This window comes from Variovorax humicola (assembly GCF_037889915.1).
Lineage (GTDB): Bacteria > Pseudomonadota > Gammaproteobacteria > Burkholderiales > Burkholderiaceae_C > Variovorax > Variovorax humicola.
This window is the reverse complement of record NZ_JBBKZV010000017.1, coordinates 63,650-82,513: the sequence shown is the minus strand read 5'-3', so window position 1 is coordinate 82,513 and position 18,864 is coordinate 63,650. Positions and strand designations below refer to the sequence as shown.

At 66.0% G+C, this 18,864-nt stretch carries 17 protein-coding genes; 8 read left to right on the top strand and 9 right to left on the bottom strand.

The window, feature by feature from the left end; genetic code table 11:
• Nucleotides 1–86: 86 nt before the first annotated feature.
• Nucleotides 87–974, bottom strand: a complete 888-nt coding sequence (locus WKW80_RS23180) for a quinone oxidoreductase family protein (protein WP_340365919.1) — start codon at nucleotides 972–974, stop codon at nucleotides 87–89.
• 348 nt (nucleotides 975–1,322) lie between these two features.
• On the opposite strand from WKW80_RS23180, the gene WKW80_RS23175 reads away from it, so the two are divergent.
• On the top strand, nucleotides 1,323–1,619 hold the full coding sequence (locus tag WKW80_RS23175) for a c-type cytochrome (RefSeq protein ID WP_340365918.1): 297 nt from the start codon (nucleotides 1,323–1,325) through the stop codon (nucleotides 1,617–1,619).
• Between the two features lie 23 nt (nucleotides 1,620–1,642).
• Here WKW80_RS23175 and WKW80_RS23170 read toward each other — a convergent pair whose 3' ends face one another.
• The 5 genes from WKW80_RS23170 to WKW80_RS23150 form a co-directional block, all read right to left on the bottom strand.
• Complete coding sequence (locus WKW80_RS23170) at nucleotides 1,643–2,629, bottom strand: AEC family transporter (RefSeq protein WP_340365917.1); 987 nt, start codon at nucleotides 2,627–2,629, stop codon at nucleotides 1,643–1,645.
• A 94-nt stretch (nucleotides 2,630–2,723) separates the two neighbouring features.
• Nucleotides 2,724–3,788, bottom strand: coding sequence for an aldehyde dehydrogenase family protein (locus WKW80_RS23165; RefSeq protein WP_340365916.1), 1,065 nt, complete (start codon nucleotides 3,786–3,788; stop codon nucleotides 2,724–2,726).
• A gap of 23 nt (nucleotides 3,789–3,811) precedes the next feature.
• Entirely contained in the window at nucleotides 3,812–5,194 is a 1,383-nt protein-coding gene (locus WKW80_RS23160; RefSeq protein WP_340365915.1) for an outer membrane protein assembly factor BamB family protein, read from the bottom strand.
• Between the two features lie 69 nt (nucleotides 5,195–5,263).
• Nucleotides 5,264–5,851: a QcrA and Rieske domain-containing protein gene (locus WKW80_RS23155; RefSeq protein WP_340365914.1), complete on the bottom strand. Its 588-nt coding sequence runs from the start codon at nucleotides 5,849–5,851 to the stop codon at nucleotides 5,264–5,266.
• A gap of 29 nt (nucleotides 5,852–5,880) precedes the next feature.
• Nucleotides 5,881–6,099 carry a hypothetical protein gene (locus WKW80_RS23150; RefSeq protein WP_340365913.1) on the bottom strand — a complete coding sequence of 73 codons (219 nt, stop codon included), beginning with the start codon at nucleotides 6,097–6,099 and terminating at the stop codon, nucleotides 5,881–5,883.
• 44 nt (nucleotides 6,100–6,143) lie between these two features.
• On the opposite strand from WKW80_RS23150, the gene WKW80_RS23145 reads away from it, so the two are divergent.
• The 7 genes from WKW80_RS23145 (at nucleotide 6,144) to WKW80_RS23115 (ending at nucleotide 14,637) form a co-directional block, all read left to right on the top strand.
• Nucleotides 6,144–6,911: a GntR family transcriptional regulator gene (locus tag WKW80_RS23145; RefSeq protein WP_340365912.1), complete on the top strand. Its 768-nt coding sequence runs from the start codon at nucleotides 6,144–6,146 to the stop codon at nucleotides 6,909–6,911.
• 121 nt (nucleotides 6,912–7,032) lie between these two features.
• Complete coding sequence (locus WKW80_RS23140; protein ID WP_340365911.1) at nucleotides 7,033–8,610, top strand: class I adenylate-forming enzyme family protein; 1,578 nt, start codon at nucleotides 7,033–7,035, stop codon at nucleotides 8,608–8,610.
• A gap of 74 nt (nucleotides 8,611–8,684) precedes the next feature.
• The gene (locus tag WKW80_RS23135) at nucleotides 8,685–8,840 is read left to right on the top strand and encodes a hypothetical protein (RefSeq protein ID WP_340365910.1); all 156 of its coding nucleotides are present in this window, start codon (nucleotides 8,685–8,687) and stop codon (nucleotides 8,838–8,840) included.
• Between the two features lie 77 nt (nucleotides 8,841–8,917).
• Entirely contained in the window at nucleotides 8,918–9,931 is a 1,014-nt protein-coding gene (locus WKW80_RS23130; protein WP_340365909.1) for a TRAP transporter substrate-binding protein, read from the top strand.
• A gap of 35 nt (nucleotides 9,932–9,966) precedes the next feature.
• A complete protein-coding gene (locus WKW80_RS23125) occupies nucleotides 9,967–11,847 on the top strand; it encodes a TRAP transporter large permease (protein ID WP_340365908.1) in 1,881 nt (626 codons plus the stop codon).
• Between the two features lie 26 nt (nucleotides 11,848–11,873).
• Complete coding sequence (locus WKW80_RS23120; RefSeq protein ID WP_340365907.1) at nucleotides 11,874–13,598, top strand: thiamine pyrophosphate-binding protein; 1,725 nt, start codon at nucleotides 11,874–11,876, stop codon at nucleotides 13,596–13,598.
• Between the two features lie 280 nt (nucleotides 13,599–13,878).
• Entirely contained in the window at nucleotides 13,879–14,637 is a 759-nt protein-coding gene (locus WKW80_RS23115; RefSeq protein ID WP_340365906.1) for a GntR family transcriptional regulator, read from the top strand.
• Nucleotides 14,638–14,795: 158 nt separating this feature from the next.
• Here the strand turns inward: WKW80_RS23115 and WKW80_RS23110 are convergent, their stop codons facing one another.
• The 3 genes from WKW80_RS23110 to WKW80_RS23100 are packed head-to-tail and all read right to left on the bottom strand — an operon-like array spanning nucleotide 14,796 to nucleotide 18,833.
• Nucleotides 14,796–15,932: a 2-aminoethylphosphonate--pyruvate transaminase gene (locus WKW80_RS23110; protein WP_340365905.1), complete on the bottom strand. Its 1,137-nt coding sequence runs from the start codon at nucleotides 15,930–15,932 to the stop codon at nucleotides 14,796–14,798.
• 40 nt (nucleotides 15,933–15,972) lie between these two features.
• Nucleotides 15,973–17,706 carry a putative 2-aminoethylphosphonate ABC transporter permease subunit gene (locus WKW80_RS23105; protein ID WP_340365904.1) on the bottom strand — a complete coding sequence of 578 codons (1,734 nt, stop codon included), beginning with the start codon at nucleotides 17,704–17,706 and terminating at the stop codon, nucleotides 15,973–15,975.
• Nucleotides 17,703–18,833 (bottom strand): putative 2-aminoethylphosphonate ABC transporter ATP-binding protein, encoded by a 1,131-nt coding sequence (locus WKW80_RS23100; RefSeq protein WP_340365903.1) that lies wholly within the window; start codon nucleotides 18,831–18,833, stop codon nucleotides 17,703–17,705. Before WKW80_RS23100 ends, WKW80_RS23105 begins: the two co-directional genes overlap by 4 nt.
• Between the last annotated feature and the right edge of the window lie 31 nt (nucleotides 18,834–18,864).

The window sequence follows — 18,864 nt, the reverse complement described above, 5'->3', positions numbered from 1 at the left end:
CCGCGTGCGCGCGATACGGGTCGAACCTGATCAGGACGTTTGACCTTGCCCTCTTGGCCGCACTCCATAGGCTGCCGCAAGGCGGCTCAGACCGTCAAGACGACTGGGGTGGTCGCTTGTCTCGATTCCAGGAACGCATGCGCCGCAGCGAGCCTCCATCGTCGTGCGGTGTAGTGGAAGAGCATCGGGCGAGTCAACGAAGTCGAGCGGATCGACAACTGCGTCAAGGCCACGGGCTCGACCGGCCCGGACGATTGCCCGAAATTGACCAGGTGCCCGCACAACGCCAGCGAGTCCAATGAACCTGCGAAGGTATCCTTGCCGACACTGTCGAATGCCACATTGACGCCTCGCCCAGCGGTGATGGCCTTGACGCTTTCGGCCACCTTCTCTTGCCGGTACAGGATCACGTGGCTGCAGCCAGCCTTCCTGGCAATCTCCGCCTTTTCGGCCGAGCCCGCCGTACCGATCACGGTCGCACCCAGGTGACTGGCCCACTGCGACAGGAGCTGTCCCACCCCTCCCGCCGCGGCTTGCACGAGCACCTGATCGCCTGGCTGGATGCGGCCAACGCTGTTCACGAGCATGTCCACCGTCAAGCCCTTGAGGAACACCGATGCCGCAGTCTCGTCATCGATGGTCTCGGGGAGCTTCACCGCAATGTCGGCCGCGAGAATCCGCTCGGACGCATAGCCACCGTAGGCGCTGGTGATGTAGGTCACGCGATCGCCCACGACGAATCCTTCGACATCACTGCCGATGTCCTCGACAACGCCAACGCCTTCGATGCCCGGAACACCCGGCAGCGCCAGCGTCTTGTAGAGCCCGGACCTGACATAGACATCATGGAAGTTGACGCCCAGGCACGTCTGTCGAATCCGCAGCTCTCCCTTGCCTGGATTGCCGACCTGTACGGATTCCAGCTGGAGGATCTCGGGCCCGCCGTATTCACGTATGACTATCGCTTTGCTCATTCCTTACCTCGATCGTCCAACCGTGACTGCCTCGCGCAAATAGGCCAGGATCGTATCCGCGCCAGACACCGTCACGCCGACGCCGTCCGATTGGGGCCCGTGAGCTTCGCGTTGCGAACACGGGCGTGGAACACGACATCAGGTACGCGGAGCGGCGTCATGACAGGTCTCGGGCAGTAGTGGTGATTGAAATGACGATCGGTCGGCCGCCGCGATTGCAGCGACGCTTGCCAGCGGACGTTGCAACGCATAGTGCCGAAGACTGAATTCATTCGTGCATCGCGCGGCACGTCTTCCTAAAGTCGCGCTTGCTTGCAGGCCAATTCCACCCGACAACAAGGAGACCGCATGAAAGTCCTGACCGTGATGCTCGCGCTTTGCGCCGCGTTGCCCGCCCTGGCCGATCAGAAGCTTGCCGAGAAGAAGAACTGCCTCGCTTGCCACGGCGTGAAGGAAAAGGTCGTCGGCCCGGCCTTCAAGGACATCGCCGCAAAGTACGCCGGGCAGGGCGGCGCTGCGCAGATGCTCGCGGAGAAGATCCAGAAAGGCGGCGTGGGCGCGTGGGGGCAGGTTCCGATGCCGCCGAACGACGTGACGCCCGCCGAGGCGAAGACGCTGGCGGACTGGGTGCTCGGGGCCAAGTAGCGCGCGCTCGGGCTGGGCAGACATCATTTCATCAGCGCCACGGCGAGCGGAAACGTCAGGAACGCAATCACCGTGGTGTTGAGCACCACCGAGGCGATGCGCCCCGCATCGGCCCCGAAGCGCTCGGCCAGCATCGGCACGTTGCTCGCGCTCGGCAGCGCCGCGGTGAGTACCAGCACCACCAGCGAACTGCGCTCCAGCGGCGCGCCGAGCGACTTGGCCAGGGTCCCGAGCGCAAGCACGATCGCCGGGTGCGCGATGACCTTGCAGGCAACGAGTTGCAGCGTGCCAGTGGGTCGATTTGCCACAGGGTCGCTGCGAGCCTGCGACCCCGCTGCACGCGCCATGAGCGCGCGGTTGCGTGCCAGCACCGTTCCGATGGTGAAGAGCGCCGCCGGCGAGGCGGAACCCGCCATCAGGTCGATCGCATGGAACACCGGGGCAGGCAACTGCTTTCCGCTGGCGGTGGCCAGGCAGCCGAGCAGGATCGACCAAGGCAGTGGATTCTTCAGCATGCCTTTCAGGCCCTGAAGCGCCGCGCGCTGCGCGCCGTGCTCGCCGGCCGCTCCGAGTTGCGAGAGCGCGATGCACAGCGACGAGGTGAACACCATGTCCACCGCCAGCGCGACGATCGCCGGCCCGGCCGCGGCCGCGCCGAGCAGCGCGACCAGCAGCGGCACGCCCATGAAGCCGGAGTTCGGAAAGCTGCCGACGAGCGCGCCGAAGGCGGCGTCGTTCCAGCCGGTGTGCCCGCGCCGTGCCGCCGCCACCGTGAGCGCCACCATCAAGCCGGCCGCGCCCAGGTAGGTCAGCACGATGCTCGGGTCGAGCAGCCTCACGATGGGCGTCATCGACGCGAACTTGTAGAGCATGCACGGCAGCGCGAACAGCAGCACGAAGACGTTCAACCCGGGGATCGCCTCGATCGGAAAGAGGTCCCACCGGATCGCGAGGTAGCCCGCGAGCACCAGCGCAAAGAACGGAAGGGTGACGGCAAAGATGGCGGCCATCGGCTTGTGCGCGCAGTGGTGCGGCAGGGTGGCAAGAAAGCGCGCCCGGCCGCCATTTCGGCCGGGCGCGCCAACTCCTCTTCCCCTGCGCCTTTCAGCCGGCGGTCTGCATGTAGACGACGTGCGTTTCCATGTGCTCGTACAGGCCGTGCTTGCCGTCGGCGCCGCCAATGCCGGACTTGCGCCGGCCGGCGTGGAAGCCCTGCATCGCCTCGAAGTGCTCGCGGTTGATGTAGGTCTCGCCGAAGCGCAGCTCGCGCACCGCTTTCATCGCCTGGTTGATGTTCTGCGTGAAGATGGAGGAGGTGAGGCCGTAGTCGGAGTCGTTGGCATGCACCAATGCTTCATCGAGGTCCTCGACGATCTGCATCGGCAGCACAGGGCCGAACACTTCCTTGGTCATCACGTCCATGCCGGTGTTGCAGCCCAGCAGCACGGTGGGCTCGTAGTGATAGCCGGGCAGGTCGGCGATGCGCCCGCCGGTCAGCACCTGCGCACCCTGGCCTTTCGCGGCCTCGACCATGGCGGCCATCTTGTCGCGGCCGACCTTGGTCACCAGCGGACCCATGTGCAGGCCTTTCTCCGTGCTCGGGTCGCCGTACTTGGTGCCGGCCATGAGCTTGGTCACTTTCTCGGCCAGTGCGTCGGCCACCTTGCGCTCGACGTAAACGCGCTCGGCCGCATTGCAGGCCTGCCCGGTGTTGAGCACGCGTGAGTTGAAGAGGGCGTTGGCCGTGAGTTCCAGGTCGCAATCGGCCAGCACGATCGCCGGGGCCTTGCCGCCGAGCTCGAGGTTGACGCGCGTCAAATGCTTGCCGCACGACTGCATGATCTTCGAGCCGGTGTCGCCGCTGCCGGTGAAGCTGACAAGGCCCACGTCCTTGTTGTCCGTCAACTTGGCGCCGGTCTCGCGCCCGCCGCACACCAGGTTGAACACGCCTTGCGGCAGGTCGGTCTCGGCCACCAGCTCGGCGAACTCGAAGGCATTGATGGGCGTCTCCTCGCTGGGCTTGATGACGATGGTGTTGCCGGTGATGAGCGCCGGCCCGAGCTTGCGCGCGATCAGGAAGAACGGAAAGTTCCACGGCAGGATGACGCCCGAGGGTGTCGGGTATTCCCACAGTACCTTGCCGTTGGTCGCGTCATAGGCGCGGAACACCGCCCGGGCGAGCAGATCCTGGTCTATGCCTGCAGTTCGCCGACGGTCTGTTCGGGGTTGGGCACGCGCACGCTGCCGAGCACGCCGTCAAGCGGATAGCCGATGAAGAGTTCACCCGGCTTGTACTTGACGTTCTCGCCCTGCGGCAGCACGCCGCACATGTTGTTGTTGGCCGGCACGTAGAGCATTCCGGTGCCGGGGTTGTAGGCCTCCGGCGGCCAGTCCTTGCCACCCCACAGGCCCGGGCAGAAGGCCGCGCCCTTGGCCGCGCCGGGCTTCTTCGACTCGTCGTAGGTGAGGCGACCGGTCTTCTTGTCGACGGCCGTCACCACGTTGTTGTTGACGAAGGGCCAGGCCTCCACGTACTTGACCTTGTCGGCAGTGCGCTCGAGCACCCACAGGTAGCCGCTGCGGCCGGCATGCACCAGGCTCTTGACCGGCTTGCCCTTGAAGGTGGTGTCGATCAGCAAAGGCGCGGAAACCTCGTCCCAGTCCCAGGCGTCGTTATGCTGGTATTGGTGGTGGCCCTTGATCTTGCCGGTCTCCACGTCGAGCGCGATCACCGACGAGGTGTAGAGGTTGTCGCCCTTGCGCAGGTCCGCCGGCCAGGGCGCCGGATTGCCCGTGCCCCAGAAGGCCAGGCCCGTCTGCGGGTCGTAGGTGCCGGTGATCCAGATCGAGCCGCCGCCGCTCTTGTAGCTGTCGCCCGAAGGCCAGGTGTCGTTGCCGGGCTCGCCGGGGCCCGGCACGGTGTAGGTGCGCCAGGCCTCGTTTCCGGTCTGGGCATCGAAGGCGGCGACGAAGCCGCGCACGCCCGTTTCGCCACCCGAGGAACCGACCATGATCTTGCCCTTTGCCGCGAGCGGCATGAGCGTCAGGTAATAGCCGTTCTTCCATTCGCACACCGACTTGGTCCAGGCCACCTTGCCGGTCTTCGCGTCGAGCGCGAGCAGCTTGCAGTCGGGCGTCGCGAAGTAGACCTTGTCGCCGTACAGGGCGACGCCGCGACTGGTGGGGTGGAGCAATAGTTGCTCGGCCGGCACCTGGCCCTTATAGCGCCAGATCTCGTTGCCGGAGCGGGCGTCGAAGGCAATCACCTGGGCGCTCGGTGTGGCCACGTACATGTAGGCGCCATTGACGATCGGTGGCGCCTGGTGGCCTTCGGCGACGCCTGTGGCGTAGGACCAGGCGAGGGTCAGCTTGCCGACGTTGTCGGTGTTGATGCTCTTCAGCGGGCTATAGCCCCACCCGCCGTAGTTGCCGCGGTAGAGCAGCCAGTTCGCCGGCTCCGGCGCTTGCAGGCGCGCGTCGGTCACCTCCAGATAGGGCGGCGCTCCTTCGGCGTGCGCGAGTGCGGCAAGCGAGCAAACCATCGCAACGCAGGTGTACTTCAATGTGTTTTTCATGGCTTCAGCGTCTCCGTGTGGTGTGGGGAAATGCGAGTGGCGGGCGCCGCCTCGCCAGGGGGAGCGCGCTCAGGCCACAGCCTTGCCGGGCGCCGAGTTGAAACCGCCCGCAATGACGAGCTTGCCGCCGTCCGCCTTGAGCGGCAGCGCAGGCAGTGGCCTGGGCGCCGGACCGGCGGTGACGGCGGCCTCCTGGTTGGGCGCGAACTTCGAGAAATGGCAGAAGCACAGCAGCGCCGACTCGGCCGCCACCCAGGAATTGACATCGCAACCCTGGTGCGTGCAGAAGGCCGAATAGGCGACCACGCCGTCCGCGGCGCGTCCCGCCGTCGAGGCATCCATGGTCGACGGGTCCAGTTTCACCAGCACGACGCGGTTGAGACGCGTGCTGTCGCGCAGCGCCTTGGCCGCAGGGTCGTACGGATAGGCGATGACAGGCTTCTGGCCGATCTTGAGCTCCGCGCTGGTGATCGGCTTCTTGGCCTCGTCATCGACCTGCACCAGCAGGTCGCCGGCCTTGGGCCCGTCCTCGGCCCAGGCCAGGCCGGAGCCAGCCAGTAGGGCCGCACCGGCCGCGGCTTTCAATGCCATACGGCGGCCGGGATCGGAGGCGGCGCAGGCGCAACAGGGTGATGCGGCACCAAGAGGATTTGCCATCGTTGTCTCCTTCATGTCTGTCTCCATGGTCAGGGATCGGCCGAACTCTGTTGCGAGAATTCCGAATTCAGCATTCGGGAAATCCCGGCTAGGAAGGCAACCAGGTGTTGCGCCGAGGTGGGGCGACCAAGGCGCTCTTTCCGGTGCACTCGAAACCACTCTATGGCAGTGAAAGCGCGCCTGTCACGACTGAATTCAATGTGGCGAATCGCGATGTTGAAGACCATGATTCGCAGCAGGCTATTCATCCGGACGTTCGAATACTGAATTCAGTATTCGTTATAGTCGCTTCATGAAAATCCTCGCCATGCCGCCGAATCTCTCGTCCCAAGTCCATGCAGAGCTGGTTGCCGAGATCGCCCAAGGGCATCTGAAGCCGGGGACGCGCATCATCCAGGAGGAGATCGCGCAACGCCTGGGCGTGTCGCGCCAGCCGGTGCAGCAGGCCTTGATGCTGCTGCGCGACCAGGGCGTGCTCGACGACGCGCCACGGCGCGGACTGATCGTTGCGCCGATCAATCCCGATCAGGTGCGCCACATGTACGACATCCGCGCCATGATCGAGGGGCTGGCCTTTCGCCGCGCGGCCGAAACCAACGCGCCGCTCGCAGGGCGGCTCGGTGCCGGGCTGCTGCGCGACGGGCGCGAGGCCGTCGAGAAGGGGTCGGCCACCGCGCTGATCGCCGCCGACCTCGGGTTCCACCACATGATCCACGAGCTGTCGGGCAATCCGCTCATCTCGCCCACTCTCAAGGTGCAATGGACCTGCATCCAGCGCGTGATGGGCGAGGTGCTGATGCGCGACGAGTCGCCGGGCCGGATCTGGGCGCAACACGAAGAGATGCTCGATGCGGTGATCGCCGCCGATGGCGACGCCGCGGAACGCCTGGCCCGCGCGCACATCACGCGCGCCGCCGATATCGCTATCGAGCGGCTGAGCGAAGCGTTCCACGCAGCGCCGGGGAAGAACGGCCATGCCACGCGCATGCGAGGCCTCGATCTGAGGGGCATTGCGGCAGACCGGGCGGACGCATCCGGCGCCGCCGCGGGAGGGTCGTGACGGCACCCACCCCGTCGACCCCGCATCTTTCCCAAGAGCAAGAGCCACAAGCCAAGAGGAGACAAACCATGCAAGCTGCTTCATCGAACCCTTGCACCGCCACCATGACGGAGGTGCAGCCATGAGCCATCTGCTCGCCGTTTCCGATGCCATCGCCGCCCACGCGCGGCTCCATCCGCGCAAGACCGGCACGCGCGATTCGAAGCGCGTGCTGACCTTCGGCGCGTGGGACGAGCGCGCCACCCGCCTGGCCAACGGCCTGCTGGCACTCGGCCTGGAGAAGGGCGACCGCGTCGGACTGCTCGCGTACAACTGCGTCGAGTGGATGGAGATGTACGTCGCGCTCGCGCGCAGCGGCCTGGTCGCGGTGCCGATCAATTTCCGCCTGATGGCGCCGGAGATCGCGTACATCCTCGAGCACGCGGAGGCGCAGGCGGTCATCGTGCAGGACGACCTGGTCGAGCGCATCGAGCCGATCCGCGCCGACCTGCCGCTGGAGGCCGACCGCTACGTGCGCTTCGGCGGCGCCGGCACGCCGGCCGGATGGACCGGCTACGAAGCCCTGATCGCCGCTGCCTCGACCACGCCGCCCACGGTCACCGTGCGGCCCGAGGACCCCTTCGCACTGATGTACACCTCCGGCACCACCGGCAAGCCGAAGGGCGCCATGCGCAACCACGAAGGCAATGCGCTGATCGCGCTGGCCACCGCGGTGGAGTTCGGCTTTTCGCGCGATGACACGGCGCTGCTGGTGATGCCGCTGTGCCATGCGAACTCGCTGTACTTCGCCCTGACCTTCATGTACCTGGGCGCGACCATCGTGGTCGACGACCGCAAGAGCTTCGACCCCGAGGGGCTGCTGGCCACGTTGGCGCAGGAGAAGGTGACCTTCACCTCGCTCGTGCCCACCCACTACATCATGATGCTGGGCCTGCCGGCCGCGGTGAAGGCGAAGTACGACGTGAGCGCGGTCGAGAAGCTGCTGATTTCCTCGGCGCCTGCGCGCAAGGACACCAAGCTCGCCATCCTCGATTACTTCAAGAACTCGGGCCTGTTCGAACTCTATGGTTCGAGCGAGGCCGGCTGGGTGACGCTGCTGCGCCCCGAAGAGCAGATCGATCGGCTGGGCACCGTGGGCCGCGAATGGGCCGGCTCGGGCGCCATCAAGATCCTCGACCCGGACGGCAAGGAAGTGCCCGATGGCGAGGTTGGCGAGCTCTACTCGCGCACCGCCTATGTCTTCGACGGCTACTGGAAGAACCCCGAGAAAACGGCCGAGGCCTTCCGCGGCGAATGGTGCTCGGTGGGCGACATGGCGCGTCGCGACGAGGACGGCTACATCCAACTGGTCGACCGCAAGAGCAACATGATCATCAGCGGCGGCGAGAACATTTACCCCTCCGAGGTCGAGACGGTGATCGGCACGCACACCAGCGTCAAGGACGTCGCGGTGATCGGCATTCCGCACGAGAAGTGGGGCGAGACGGTGCAGGCGGTCGTCGTGCTGCACGACCCGTCGGCGGACCCGAAGGCCGCCGAGGCAGCGATCCTCGACTGGTGCAAGGAACGCCTGGCCGGCTACAAGCGGCCGCGCTCGATCATCTTCGTGCAGGACGACGAGATGCCACGCACCGCCACCGGAAAGATCCTGCACCGCACGCTGCGCGAGCTGATGTCGCGCGACAAGGCCATGAGCTGAGACCGGACGGCTACGGCACGCCCGTCGCGTCGGCGGGTGCAGCCGCGACGCGTCATCTCCAGGAGCTGATTTCCATGATCGAACGTTCCGCCTTCATGTGCCGGTTCGATGGCCGGCGCGCGCCGGTCACCGGCGCGGTCATTGCCGTCGATGGCGAGCGCCCTGGTCAGTTGGCAGTAGCGCCGGCGGGCGCACGATTTGGCAAAAACCCCGTCTTGACTGAGTTCTGAATTCAGAATACATTTACAACGAAGGTTCCCAAAGAGCGGCAAATCTGCAAGCCACCTTGACCCAGGAGACAACTGACATGCTCAACAGAAGAAACTTCCTCGCCGCCGGCGCGTTGCTCGGCTCCGGCACCGTCACGAGCGGCGCCTGGGCGCAGGCCGCCAATGCCGAATTCAAGTTCAAGCTCGGCACCGACCTGCCCGTCACCCACTCGGTGAACGTGCGACTGAAAGAGGCACTCGACGCCATCTCGGCGGAAACCAAGGGGAGGGTGGCGATCCAGCTCTTTCCCAACAACCAGTTGGGGAGCGACTCGGACATGATGTCGCAGGTGCGCTCCGGCGCGCTGGAACTCGCCACCTTCCCGGGCATGGTGATGTCGACGCTGGTCCCGGTGACCGCGATCACCGGCACCGGCTTTGCGTTCTCCAGCTACGACAAGGTCTGGGCCGCGATGGACGGCGCCATGGGCAACCACATCCGCACTGCGATCGCCAAGGCCAACCTGGCGCCCTTCGAAGCGGTCTGGGACAACGGCTTCCGCCAGATCACCACCAGCAGCAAGCCGATCCAGACACCCGACGACCTGAAGAATTTCAAGATCCGCGTGCCGGTGGTGCCGCTGTGGGTGCAGATGTTCAAGGCGCTGGGTGCGGCACCGGTCAGCCTGCCGCTCAGCGAGGCCTACCAGGCGCTGCAGACCAAGGTCGCCGACGGCCAGGAGAACCCTCTCGCGCTGATCGAGGCGGCGAAGTTCTTCGAAGTGCAGAAGTACTGCTCGCTCACCAACCATGCCTGGGACGGCTTCTGGTTCGTTGCCAGCGGCAAGGTCTGGAAGGGCGTGCCCGACGACGTGAAGACCGTCGTGGCGAAGCACATCAATGCCGCGGCGAAGAAGCAGCGCGACGACATCGCCAAGGCCAATGTCGACCTGCAGAAGTCGCTCGAAGGCAAGGGGCTCGTATTCAACAAGGTCGACACAGGGGCCTTCCGGAGCGCGCTCAGCAAGGCCAACTTCTACAAGGATGTGAAAGAGCGTTTCGACAAGGACGCCTGGGCGCTGCTCACGCAGTACGCCGGCGACATTGCATGAGCGCGCTGGCCGCTCATTCCTCCCGCGAGACGACCATGTCGCACCTTCCATCCGCCCCCTCTATTCCGACTGCCGCGCTGCCCGATGGGACCGTCGCGCGCGCAGCCGGCTTCGTCGAAGCTACGCTCGGACGCGGCATCGAATGGATCGCGGCGCTGCTGATCGCAGCCGAGATCCTGCTGCTGCTCGCCGGCGTCATCGCACGCTACTTCCTGCACACGCCCCTGATCTGGGTCGATGAAGTCGCGTCCATCCTGTTCCTGTGGCTGGCCACGCTCGGCGCGGTGGTGGCACTGCGCCGCGGCGAGCACATGCGCATGACGGCACTGGTCGCCAAGGTGTCGCCCGGCACACGCGCCTTCCTCGACACCGTCGGTCTTGCGGCGGCGCTGGCCTTCCTGCTGTTCATCGTCTATCCGGCCTTCGAGTTCGCCACGGGCGAGGCCGACGTCACCACGCCGGCACTCGAGATTTCGAACGCCTGGCGCGCAGCGGCACTGCCGGCTGGCTTCGGCCTCATGGCGCTCATGGCCGCGATACGGCTGCTGCGCGTGGGCGACTGGAAGCGCGTCCTCGGCGCGGTCGCGCTGGTCGTGCTCGCCTGCCTGGTGTTCAAGGCCATCGGCCCCGCGATGAAGGGCCTGGGCAACCTCAACCTGCTGATCTTCTTCGTCGGCGTCACGGCAGTGACGGTGCTGATGGGCGTGCCAATCGCCATCTGCTTCGGCCTTGCGACCTTCGGCTTCCTCACGCTGACGACGAGCCTGCCCATCGACGTGATGATCGGCCGCATGGACGAAGGCATGTCGCACATCATCCTGCTGGCGGTGCCCCTGTTCGTGTTCCTCGGCCTGTTGATCGAGATGACAGGCATGGCGCGCGCGATGGTCGCCTTCCTCGCGAGCCTGCTCGGCCATGTGCGCGGCGGGCTGTCGTACGTGCTGCTCGGCGCGATGTACCTGGTGTCGGGCATCTCGGGCTCGAAGGTGGCCGACATGGCTGCGGTGGCGCCCGTGCTGTTCCCGGAAATGCGCAAGCGCGGCGCGAAGGATGGCGACCTTGTCGCGCTGCTCGCCACCACCGGCGCGCAGACCGAGACCATCCCACCGAGCCTGGTGCTCATCACGATCGGCTCGGTCACGGGGGTATCGATCGCAGCGCTGTTCACCGGCGGCATGCTGCCCGGCTTGGTGCTGGCCGCCACGCTGTGCGGCGTGGTCTGGTGGCGCTACCGCAAGGAAGACCTCTCGCACGTCACCAAGGCCACCGGTTCGCAGATCCGCAGCGCGCTGCTGGTGGCCCTGCCAGCGGTGTTGCTGCCCTTTGTGATCCGCGCCGCCGTGGTCTACGGCGTGGCGACGGCGACCGAGGTGTCCACGCTCGGCATCGCCTACTCGATCATCGCGGGTGTGCTGTTCTACCGTCAGATGCAATGGCGCCGCGTCGTGCCGATGCTGATCGAGACGGCCGCGCTCACCGGCGCGATCCTGTTCATCATCGGCACCGCCACCGCGATGGCCTGGGCGCTGACCCAGTCGGGCTTCTCCAACACGCTGGCGCAGGCCATGTCGGCCCTCGGCGGGCGGACGGCCTTCCTGGTGGTGTCGATCATTGCCTTCATCGTGCTGGGCAGCGTGCTGGAGGGCATTCCGGCCATCGTGCTGTTCGGGCCGCTGTTGTTCCCGATCGCGCGCCAGATGGGCGTGCACGAGGTGCACTACGCAATGGTGGTGGTGCTCTCGATGGGCATCGGCCTGTTCGCGCCACCCTTTGGCGTGGGCTACTACGCGGCCTGCGCGGTCGGGCGCGTCGATCCGTCCGAGGGCATGAAGCCGATCGTCGGCTACATCCTGGCGCTGCTGGTGGGCCTGGCCATCGTTGCCGCCGTGCCCTGGATCTCGCTCTGCCTGCTTTGAAGACAACAACGAAACGGAACTGAACCATGGCACAAGCTCCAACCATCACCGAGCAATCCGCGGCCGCGCTGGTGGCGCGCTTCCTCAAGGCGCGCGGCGTCTCACGCGTCTTCGCGCTGTGCGGCGGCCACATCATGCCGCTGTGGATGCGTCTGGACGCCGAGGGCATCCAGATCATCGACGTGCGCGACGAGCGCGCCGCGGTCTACATGGCCCACGCGCACGCCGAACTCACCGGCGGCCTCGGCGTGGCGCTGGTCACCGCCGGCCCCGGCGTGACCAATGCGATGACCGGCATTGCCAATGCCTACGTGGCCAAGGCGCCGGTGCTGGTGCTCTCCGGCACGCCGCCGCAGCAGCAGGAAAACCGCGGCGCGCTGCAGGACATGATCCACACCGACTTCGTGCGCCCGCTCACCCGCTATGCGCGCACCGTGCGCCAACCGGAACTGGTGCTGCAGGAGCTGGACGAAGCGGTGTCGCGCGCTTTTGGCCAAGGCGGCGAGCCCGGCCCGGTGTACCTGGACTTTCCGGTGGACACGCTGCGTGCCGAGGTCCCGCGCGCGCTGGAACTGCCGGAGCAGATGCAGGGCCGCACGCGCGACCGCTTCCTGCCCGACCCCGACGCAGTGCATCGCGCCGCGGAACTTTTGCTGGCCGCGAAGAAGCCGCTCTTCATCTCCGGCCGCGGCGCGCGTGGGGCAGGGCCGCAGCTCGCGAAGCTGATGGAGCGGCTGGGCGCGCTCTACCTTGACACCGGCGAAAGCCGTGGCCTGGTGCCCGACGATCATCCGGCGGTCGTCGCCGCGATGCGCGGCTCGGTGATGACCGAGGCCGACCTGGTCGTGACGGTCGGCCGCCGCCTGGACTTCCAGCTGGCCTACGGATCGCCGGCTGTGTTCGGCGAGGCGAAGTTCCTGCGCATCGCCGATTGCGCCGGCGAGCTGCGCGACAACCGCCGCGGCGCAGTCGAGCTTTTTGCCACGGCATCCGACGCACTCGATGCGCTGCTGCAGGCCACCGAAGGCAAGCAAGGCGCAGCCGATCGCGCATGGGCCGGCACTGCGCGCACCAAGCATCTCGAACGCGCGGAGAAGCTGGTGACGTCGATGAAGTCCGCTGCCGACGGCAGCGACGGCCGCATGCATCCCAATCGCCTCGTCGCTGCGCTGCGCGATGCGCTGCCGGGCGATGCGGTGGTGGTCGCGGACGGCGGCGACTTCCTGAGCTTTGCGCGTGTGGGGCTGCCGGCCACCACTTACCTCGACCCCGGCTCGCTTGGCTGCATCGGCGTGGGCACGCCCTTTGGCGTGGCAGCGAGTCTTGCGCTGCCGGAGCGCACCGTGGTCGTCGCAACGGGGGATGGATCCTTCGGTTTCAACGCGATGGAGATCGACACCGCGGCACGCCACAAGGCACCGGTGCTGATCGTGGTCGCGAACAACGGCAGCTGGGCCATCGAAGTGCGCGACCAAGAGGAAAGCCACGGCAAGGTCGTCGGCACGCGGCTGCAGTACGCCGACCATGCGGCCATGGCACGCGCCTTCGGGCTGCACGGCGAACGCGTCGAGCGCGCCGCGGACCTGCCGGCGGCGATCCAGCGCGCGCTGGCCAACCGGCCCGCGCTGCTCGATGTCATCGTCACGCCCGAGGCCGCTTCATCGGACGCGAAGTCGGGCCTGGCCTGGGTGCCCGACCTGCAGCCGCTCGGCGCATGGGACGATGCCGAGCGGCGTTGGAGGGCGTCTTGAGCAATCACGGACCCTGGCCAAACGCATCCTGAAAGGAGCAGGGCGATGAACGCGCCGCACAGCAACGACTTGTCGCAGATCGCCTCGACGACCTGGTCGATGCCAGCGGCATCACGCCGGGTGCCTCGATCGGCCAGAGCTTCCTGATGATGAGCCCGGTCGGCACTTCGCGAAGTACAGGCAAGGCGCAAGCAGTGCTCGCGCCCGGCATCGCCGACTGGCTCGAATCCCGAAATGGCAAAACCGAGGACTCATGATCTTGGCCTGAAACCCTGATGCCGTGCTGCATACCGAATTCACTGTGCAGCGGCGCTTATATACTGGTGCGATGAAAGAACTGGCGTTGCAACCGAAGCTCGTGGAGCAGGTCCACGAAGCGATCCTGAGCGAGATCACCGAGGGCCGGCTGGCGCCAGGCGAGCGGATCATCCAGGAGCAGATCGCGCAGGAACTCGGTGTGTCGCGCCAGCCGGTGCAACAGGCGCTGCTGTTGTTGCGCAACAAGGGCGTGCTCAAGGACGCACCGGGCCGTGGCCTGATCGTCGCGCCACTCGACCTCGACTATGTGCTGAGCATGTACGAGATCCGCGCCGTGCTGGAAGGCCTGGCATTCCGCAAGGCGGCCGAACTCAATGCCGAACGGGCCCGCAAGAGCGGCGGGGCGCTGATCCAGAAAGGCCGCAAGGCGGTCAAGAGCAAGTCGGTGGCCGCCATGATCGCCGCCGACCGCGAGTTCCACGCCTTCATCTACGAACTGTCCGAAAACCCGCTGATCGCGCCGAACATGGAGGCGCAATGGACCTCTACGCAGCGGGTGATGGGCGAGGTGCTGATGCGCGACGAAAAGCCGCGCGACATCTGGGACCAGCACGAAGCCATGCTCGCCGAAGTGGCCGAGGGCCACGGCGCAGCGGTGGAAGAAATGGCGCGCCAGCATGTGATGCAGGCCGCCAACTTCATGATCGTCCGCTTGCGCAGCCAGCGTGGTTCATCGTCCGCACCGACGAAAACGACGCCGCTGGCGCGTGCAGACGGTTGATCGGTCGAGCGCCCGGCGAACGATCCGTGTTGTCGCGCGCGAGCGCGGAATACCAGTCTTGAACGGCCCGGTTCGCGCGGGCGGTTGACGGCCGCCGCGATGGGCACGGGGGAGCGGCCAAAAACGGAGGCGACGCTTCGAGGCGCACGGTGCGACGATCACGCCGTCGTCGCAACGTCGGTGACCTGCTGCTTGATCCCCATGGCCTTGAGCGTGTCCGCCACCGCCGCGACCGCCCCCGGAATGCCAGCGTCTCCGAAGTGCCCCATGCAGCCAACGCGGAAGGTCTCCACCTGCGTCAGCTTGCCGGGATAGAGGATGTAGCCGCGCTTCTTGACTTCCTGGTAGAAGGTCTTGAAGTCGTACTTCGGGTCATCGGGTGCATGGAAGGTGACGATGATCGGCGCCTGGATGGCCGGGTCAAGGTAACTGCGCACACCCAGCGCAGCCAGTCCGGCGATCAGGGTCTTGCAGTTGCGCGCGTAGCGGCCACCGCGCGCTTCAAGTCCGCCTTCTTCGACGTATTGTGTGATCGCCTCGTCCAGTGCCGCCACCACGTGGGTGGGCGGCGTGAAGCGCCACTGCGTCGTCTTGCCCATGTACACCCACTGGTCGTAGAGGTCCATGGCCAGCGAATGGCAGTTGCCTTCGCACTTCTCCAGCGTGCTGCGCCGGATGATGACGAAGCCCATGCCGGGCACGCCTTCGAGGCACTTGCCCGATGCGGCGACGACCGCATCGAAGGGCGTCTTGCGCGCGTCGATTTCGATGGCGCCAAAGGAACTCATGGCATCGACGATCAAGCCGCGGCCATGCTTTTCAACGGCCAGTGCAATCTCGTGCAGGGGATTGAGCACGCCCGCGCCGGTTTCGCAATGCACCAGCGCGACGTGGGTGATGGAAGGATCGGCCGCCAGTACGCGGTCCACATCGGCAGGCTGCACCTGCTTGTCTTCCGTGTAGTCGATGAGGGTCACGCGACGGCCGAGCACCTTGCAGATCTTGGCGATGCGCTGGCAGTAGGCGCCGTTGTTGGGCACCAGCACATGGCCATCGCGCGGCACGATGGTGCCGATGGCGGCCTCGACCGAGAAGGTGCCGCTGCCCTGAAGCGGCACGCATTCGTGCGTGGCCTCGCCGTGCACGATGCGCAGCACCTGCTGGCGGATGCGCGCAGTGATCTGGTTGAAGTCCGAATCCCACGAGCCCCAGTCGCGCAGCATGGCCGCGCGGGTCTTGTCGGATGTGGTCAATGGGCCGGGCGTGAGAAGGATCGGTGAACGAGCTTGGCTCATGGTGTCTCCAGGTGGGGAATGAGGTACAGGCAAGAGATGATCAGCCGCGGCGCAGATTGCGCCACGCCTGCGTGCGCGCAAGCAGCACGCGCGTCAACAACGAATAGACGATGCACACGACGATGGACGTGACGACGATCAGGCTCGCAAGCGCCGCCGCCGGTCCGATTTCGCCAGCGTCGTCCAGATGCATGATCGCAACCGACGCAAGGATGGTGTCGGGCGAGTACAGGAAGATCGCCGCAGACAGGCTGGCCATCGAGACGACGAAGAAGTAGCGTCCGATGTCCAGAATCGCCGGCAGGCACACGGGCACGGTCACCCGCAGGAAGGTCTTGAAGAATGGCACCTTCAGCGAGGCGGACACGGCTTCGAATTCGTTGTCGATCTGCTTGAGCGCCGTCACCGCCGTCAGGTGGCTCGACGTGTAGTAGTGGACGATCATCGACACCACCAGAATGGGCATCGTCTGATAAAGCCCATTGAGCGGGTTGCCCGGGTGATTGAAGAACATCACGTAGCCAAGGCCCAGCACCAGCCCCGGCACCGCCATCGACAGCACGGCCATCAGGTGCATGGCGCGTTTCATCGCGACGAGGTTGCGCGTCTTCTCGATCAGGTAGGCGCCGACAAAGACGATGAGCGATCCGCCAAGCGCCGTCGAGATCGCCACAATCAGGCTGTTGGTGTAGGCCGAGGCCATGTCGCTGTCGATCAGGGCGAAGTGGTAGTGCTTGAGCGTGAGCGAAAGGTCATACGGCCACAGCGTGATGAACGAGGTGTAGACCGCCATGCCGATGGTGCCCAGCAGCAGCGTGATCACGATGACGCATGCCGCGGCCAGCAAGGCGTCGGCCAGCCGGCGCGGCTTGGGCATGTGCGGAACGGAGCGCGCCGTCAACTGCGCCTTCAGCTTGCGCCGCACGGTGTAGTCGATGACAAAGGACAGGATCGAGGGCACGAGCAGCAGCATGCCGACCACCGCGCCCATCGAGAAGTTGTGCTGCCCCACGACCTGCTTGAACACGTCGACCGAGAGCACATTGAAGTTGCCGCCGATCACCTTGGGCGAGCCGAAGTCGCTGACCACGTAGGTGAACACGACCGTCGCGGCGCTGATCAGGCCGTACTTGCAGGAGGGCAAGGTGATGGTGGTGAACTGGCGCCAAGGCGGCGTGCGCAAGGCGGTCGCCGCTTCGTACAAGCGGCCGTCGGCCAGCGACAGCGAGGTAACCAGAATCATCAGCGCATGCGGAAACGTGTTGTAGACCTCCGCCAGGATGATGCCCGGCGCGCCATAGATCGAAGCGCCCATCAGCAGCGACTTGAGCGCCCCCTGAGTGCCGAACCACTGCACGAACGAAATGGCCGCCAGCAACGAAGGCGCCAGCAGCGGAATCAGCGCCACCAGCTTGAAGGTGCCCTTGAACCAGTTGGGCAGGCAGGTGCGTGTGAGCGCGTAGGCACAGACGAAGGCCATCGGCACCGAGATCATCACCACCACGGAGGCGACCCAGATGGAATTCCACGCCGCGCGCAGCAGGCTGGGCGTCTGGAAGTAGGTGATGAAGTGCGCCAGTCCGACGAACTTGCCATCCTTGTCCAGCACCGCGTTCACGAGGATGGTGAACAGCGGTGCAATGAGGAACACCAGCAGCATGGCCATGATGGCCAGCAGCACCGCACGCGCGACCAGGTCGTCGCGGCTCCAGCGCATGCTGCGGCGGGCGACGCCGATGGGCGCGGCAGTGTAGGGGCGGGCCAGCGCGTTCATGCCTTGGCCGTCCTGCTGCAAAAGGCGCGGATGCGATTGGCGCGCAGGGCGATGTCGATGCGGTTGCCTTCGCGGATATCGAGGTCATGCAACTGGTTGAGCGAGAAATGCAGGCCCATGCTCTGGCCATGCAGCGCGTCGGCCGTGACTTCGGCAATGCACAGTCCGCCAAGGAACTCGACCTTGGTGACGAGCACGCGCAGGCGGTTGGGCGTGTCGTGCGCGAGGTTCTCGACCATGCGGTCTTCGGGCCGAAGGTACAGGTTCACCGCCTCGCCGGGTTCGAAGCCGCTGTCGCAGGCATCGCATTGCAGGTCCATGTCGCCCACGCGAAAGAGGTTGCCGCCCAGGGCGTAGCCTTGCAGCACATTCACCTTGCCCACGAAATCGGCCACGAAGGGCGTGGCGGGCCGTTCGTAGATGTCCATGGGCGTTCCCACCTGCTCGATCACGCCGTGGTTCATGACGACGATGCGATCGGCCATCGACAGCGCCTCTTCCTGATCGTGCGTCACCATGATGGTGGTGATGCCGACCTGCCGCTGCAAGCGGCGGATTTCGCCGCGCAGGCGGATGCGCTCCAGCGCATCGAGCGCCGACAAGGGTTCGTCGAGCAGCAGCAAGCCGGGGCGCGTCGCCAGTGCGCGGGCCAGCGCCACGCGCTGCTGCTGTCCGCCCGAGAGTTGGCTGGGGTACTTGGCACCCGAGGTCGGCAGGCCGACGAGTTTCAACAGCTCCTCGACGCGGGTCTTGATCTCGGCCTTTCGCACCTTGCCGTTGACCAGCCCGTAGGCGATGTTGTCGGCAATGGTGAGATTCGGAAACAGCGCGTACGACTGGAACACGATGCCGTAGTCGCGCTGGTCGGGCGGCAGCCAGGACACGTCCTTGCCGTTTTGCAGGATCTGTCCGGCCGTCTGGGTTTCCAGTCCCGCGATGATCCGCAGCAGCGTGGTCTTGCCGCAGCCCGAGGGACCGAGGAAGCAGAGCATCTCCCCCGGATTGACGCGCAGGTGCACGTCGCGCAGGGCGCTGAAGGATTCGAAGTCCTTGCGGATTCCGATGACCTCGAGCGCGCCGGCGGCTTGCGCATCGCCGGCGAGGAATCTGGTGTCAGTCATGTCCATCTTCTTGCTCTCGTCGCGGGTTGTGGAACGA

Excerpts from the sequence above, each read along its gene's own strand:
- WKW80_RS23170 (WP_340365917.1), bottom strand. The coding sequence starts at position 2,629 with ATGGCCGCCATCTTTGCCGTCACCCTTCCGTTCTTTGCGCTGGTGCTC.
- WKW80_RS23175 (WP_340365918.1), top strand. The coding sequence starts at position 1,323 with ATGAAAGTCCTGACCGTGATGCTCGCGCTTTGCGCCGCGTTGCCCGCC.
- WKW80_RS23155 (WP_340365914.1), bottom strand. The coding sequence starts at position 5,851 with ATGGCAAATCCTCTTGGTGCCGCATCACCCTGTTGCGCCTGCGCCGCC.
- WKW80_RS23145 (WP_340365912.1), top strand. The coding sequence starts at position 6,144 with ATGAAAATCCTCGCCATGCCGCCGAATCTCTCGTCCCAAGTCCATGCA.
- WKW80_RS23110 (WP_340365905.1), bottom strand. The coding sequence starts at position 15,932 with ATGAGCCAAGCTCGTTCACCGATCCTTCTCACGCCCGGCCCATTGACC.
- WKW80_RS23180 (WP_340365919.1), bottom strand. The coding sequence starts at position 974 with ATGAGCAAAGCGATAGTCATACGTGAATACGGCGGGCCCGAGATCCTC.
- WKW80_RS23150 (WP_340365913.1), bottom strand. The coding sequence starts at position 6,099 with ATGAATAGCCTGCTGCGAATCATGGTCTTCAACATCGCGATTCGCCAC.
- WKW80_RS23105 (WP_340365904.1), bottom strand. The coding sequence starts at position 17,706 with ATGAACGCGCTGGCCCGCCCCTACACTGCCGCGCCCATCGGCGTCGCC.
- WKW80_RS23100 (WP_340365903.1), bottom strand. The coding sequence starts at position 18,833 with ATGGACATGACTGACACCAGATTCCTCGCCGGCGATGCGCAAGCCGCC.
- WKW80_RS23135 (WP_340365910.1), top strand. The coding sequence starts at position 8,685 with ATGATCGAACGTTCCGCCTTCATGTGCCGGTTCGATGGCCGGCGCGCG.
- WKW80_RS23130 (WP_340365909.1), top strand. The coding sequence starts at position 8,918 with ATGCTCAACAGAAGAAACTTCCTCGCCGCCGGCGCGTTGCTCGGCTCC.
- WKW80_RS23160 (WP_340365915.1), bottom strand. The coding sequence starts at position 5,194 with ATGAAAAACACATTGAAGTACACCTGCGTTGCGATGGTTTGCTCGCTT.
- WKW80_RS23120 (WP_340365907.1), top strand. The coding sequence starts at position 11,874 with ATGGCACAAGCTCCAACCATCACCGAGCAATCCGCGGCCGCGCTGGTG.
- WKW80_RS23140 (WP_340365911.1), top strand. The coding sequence starts at position 7,033 with ATGAGCCATCTGCTCGCCGTTTCCGATGCCATCGCCGCCCACGCGCGG.
- WKW80_RS23125 (WP_340365908.1), top strand. The coding sequence starts at position 9,967 with ATGTCGCACCTTCCATCCGCCCCCTCTATTCCGACTGCCGCGCTGCCC.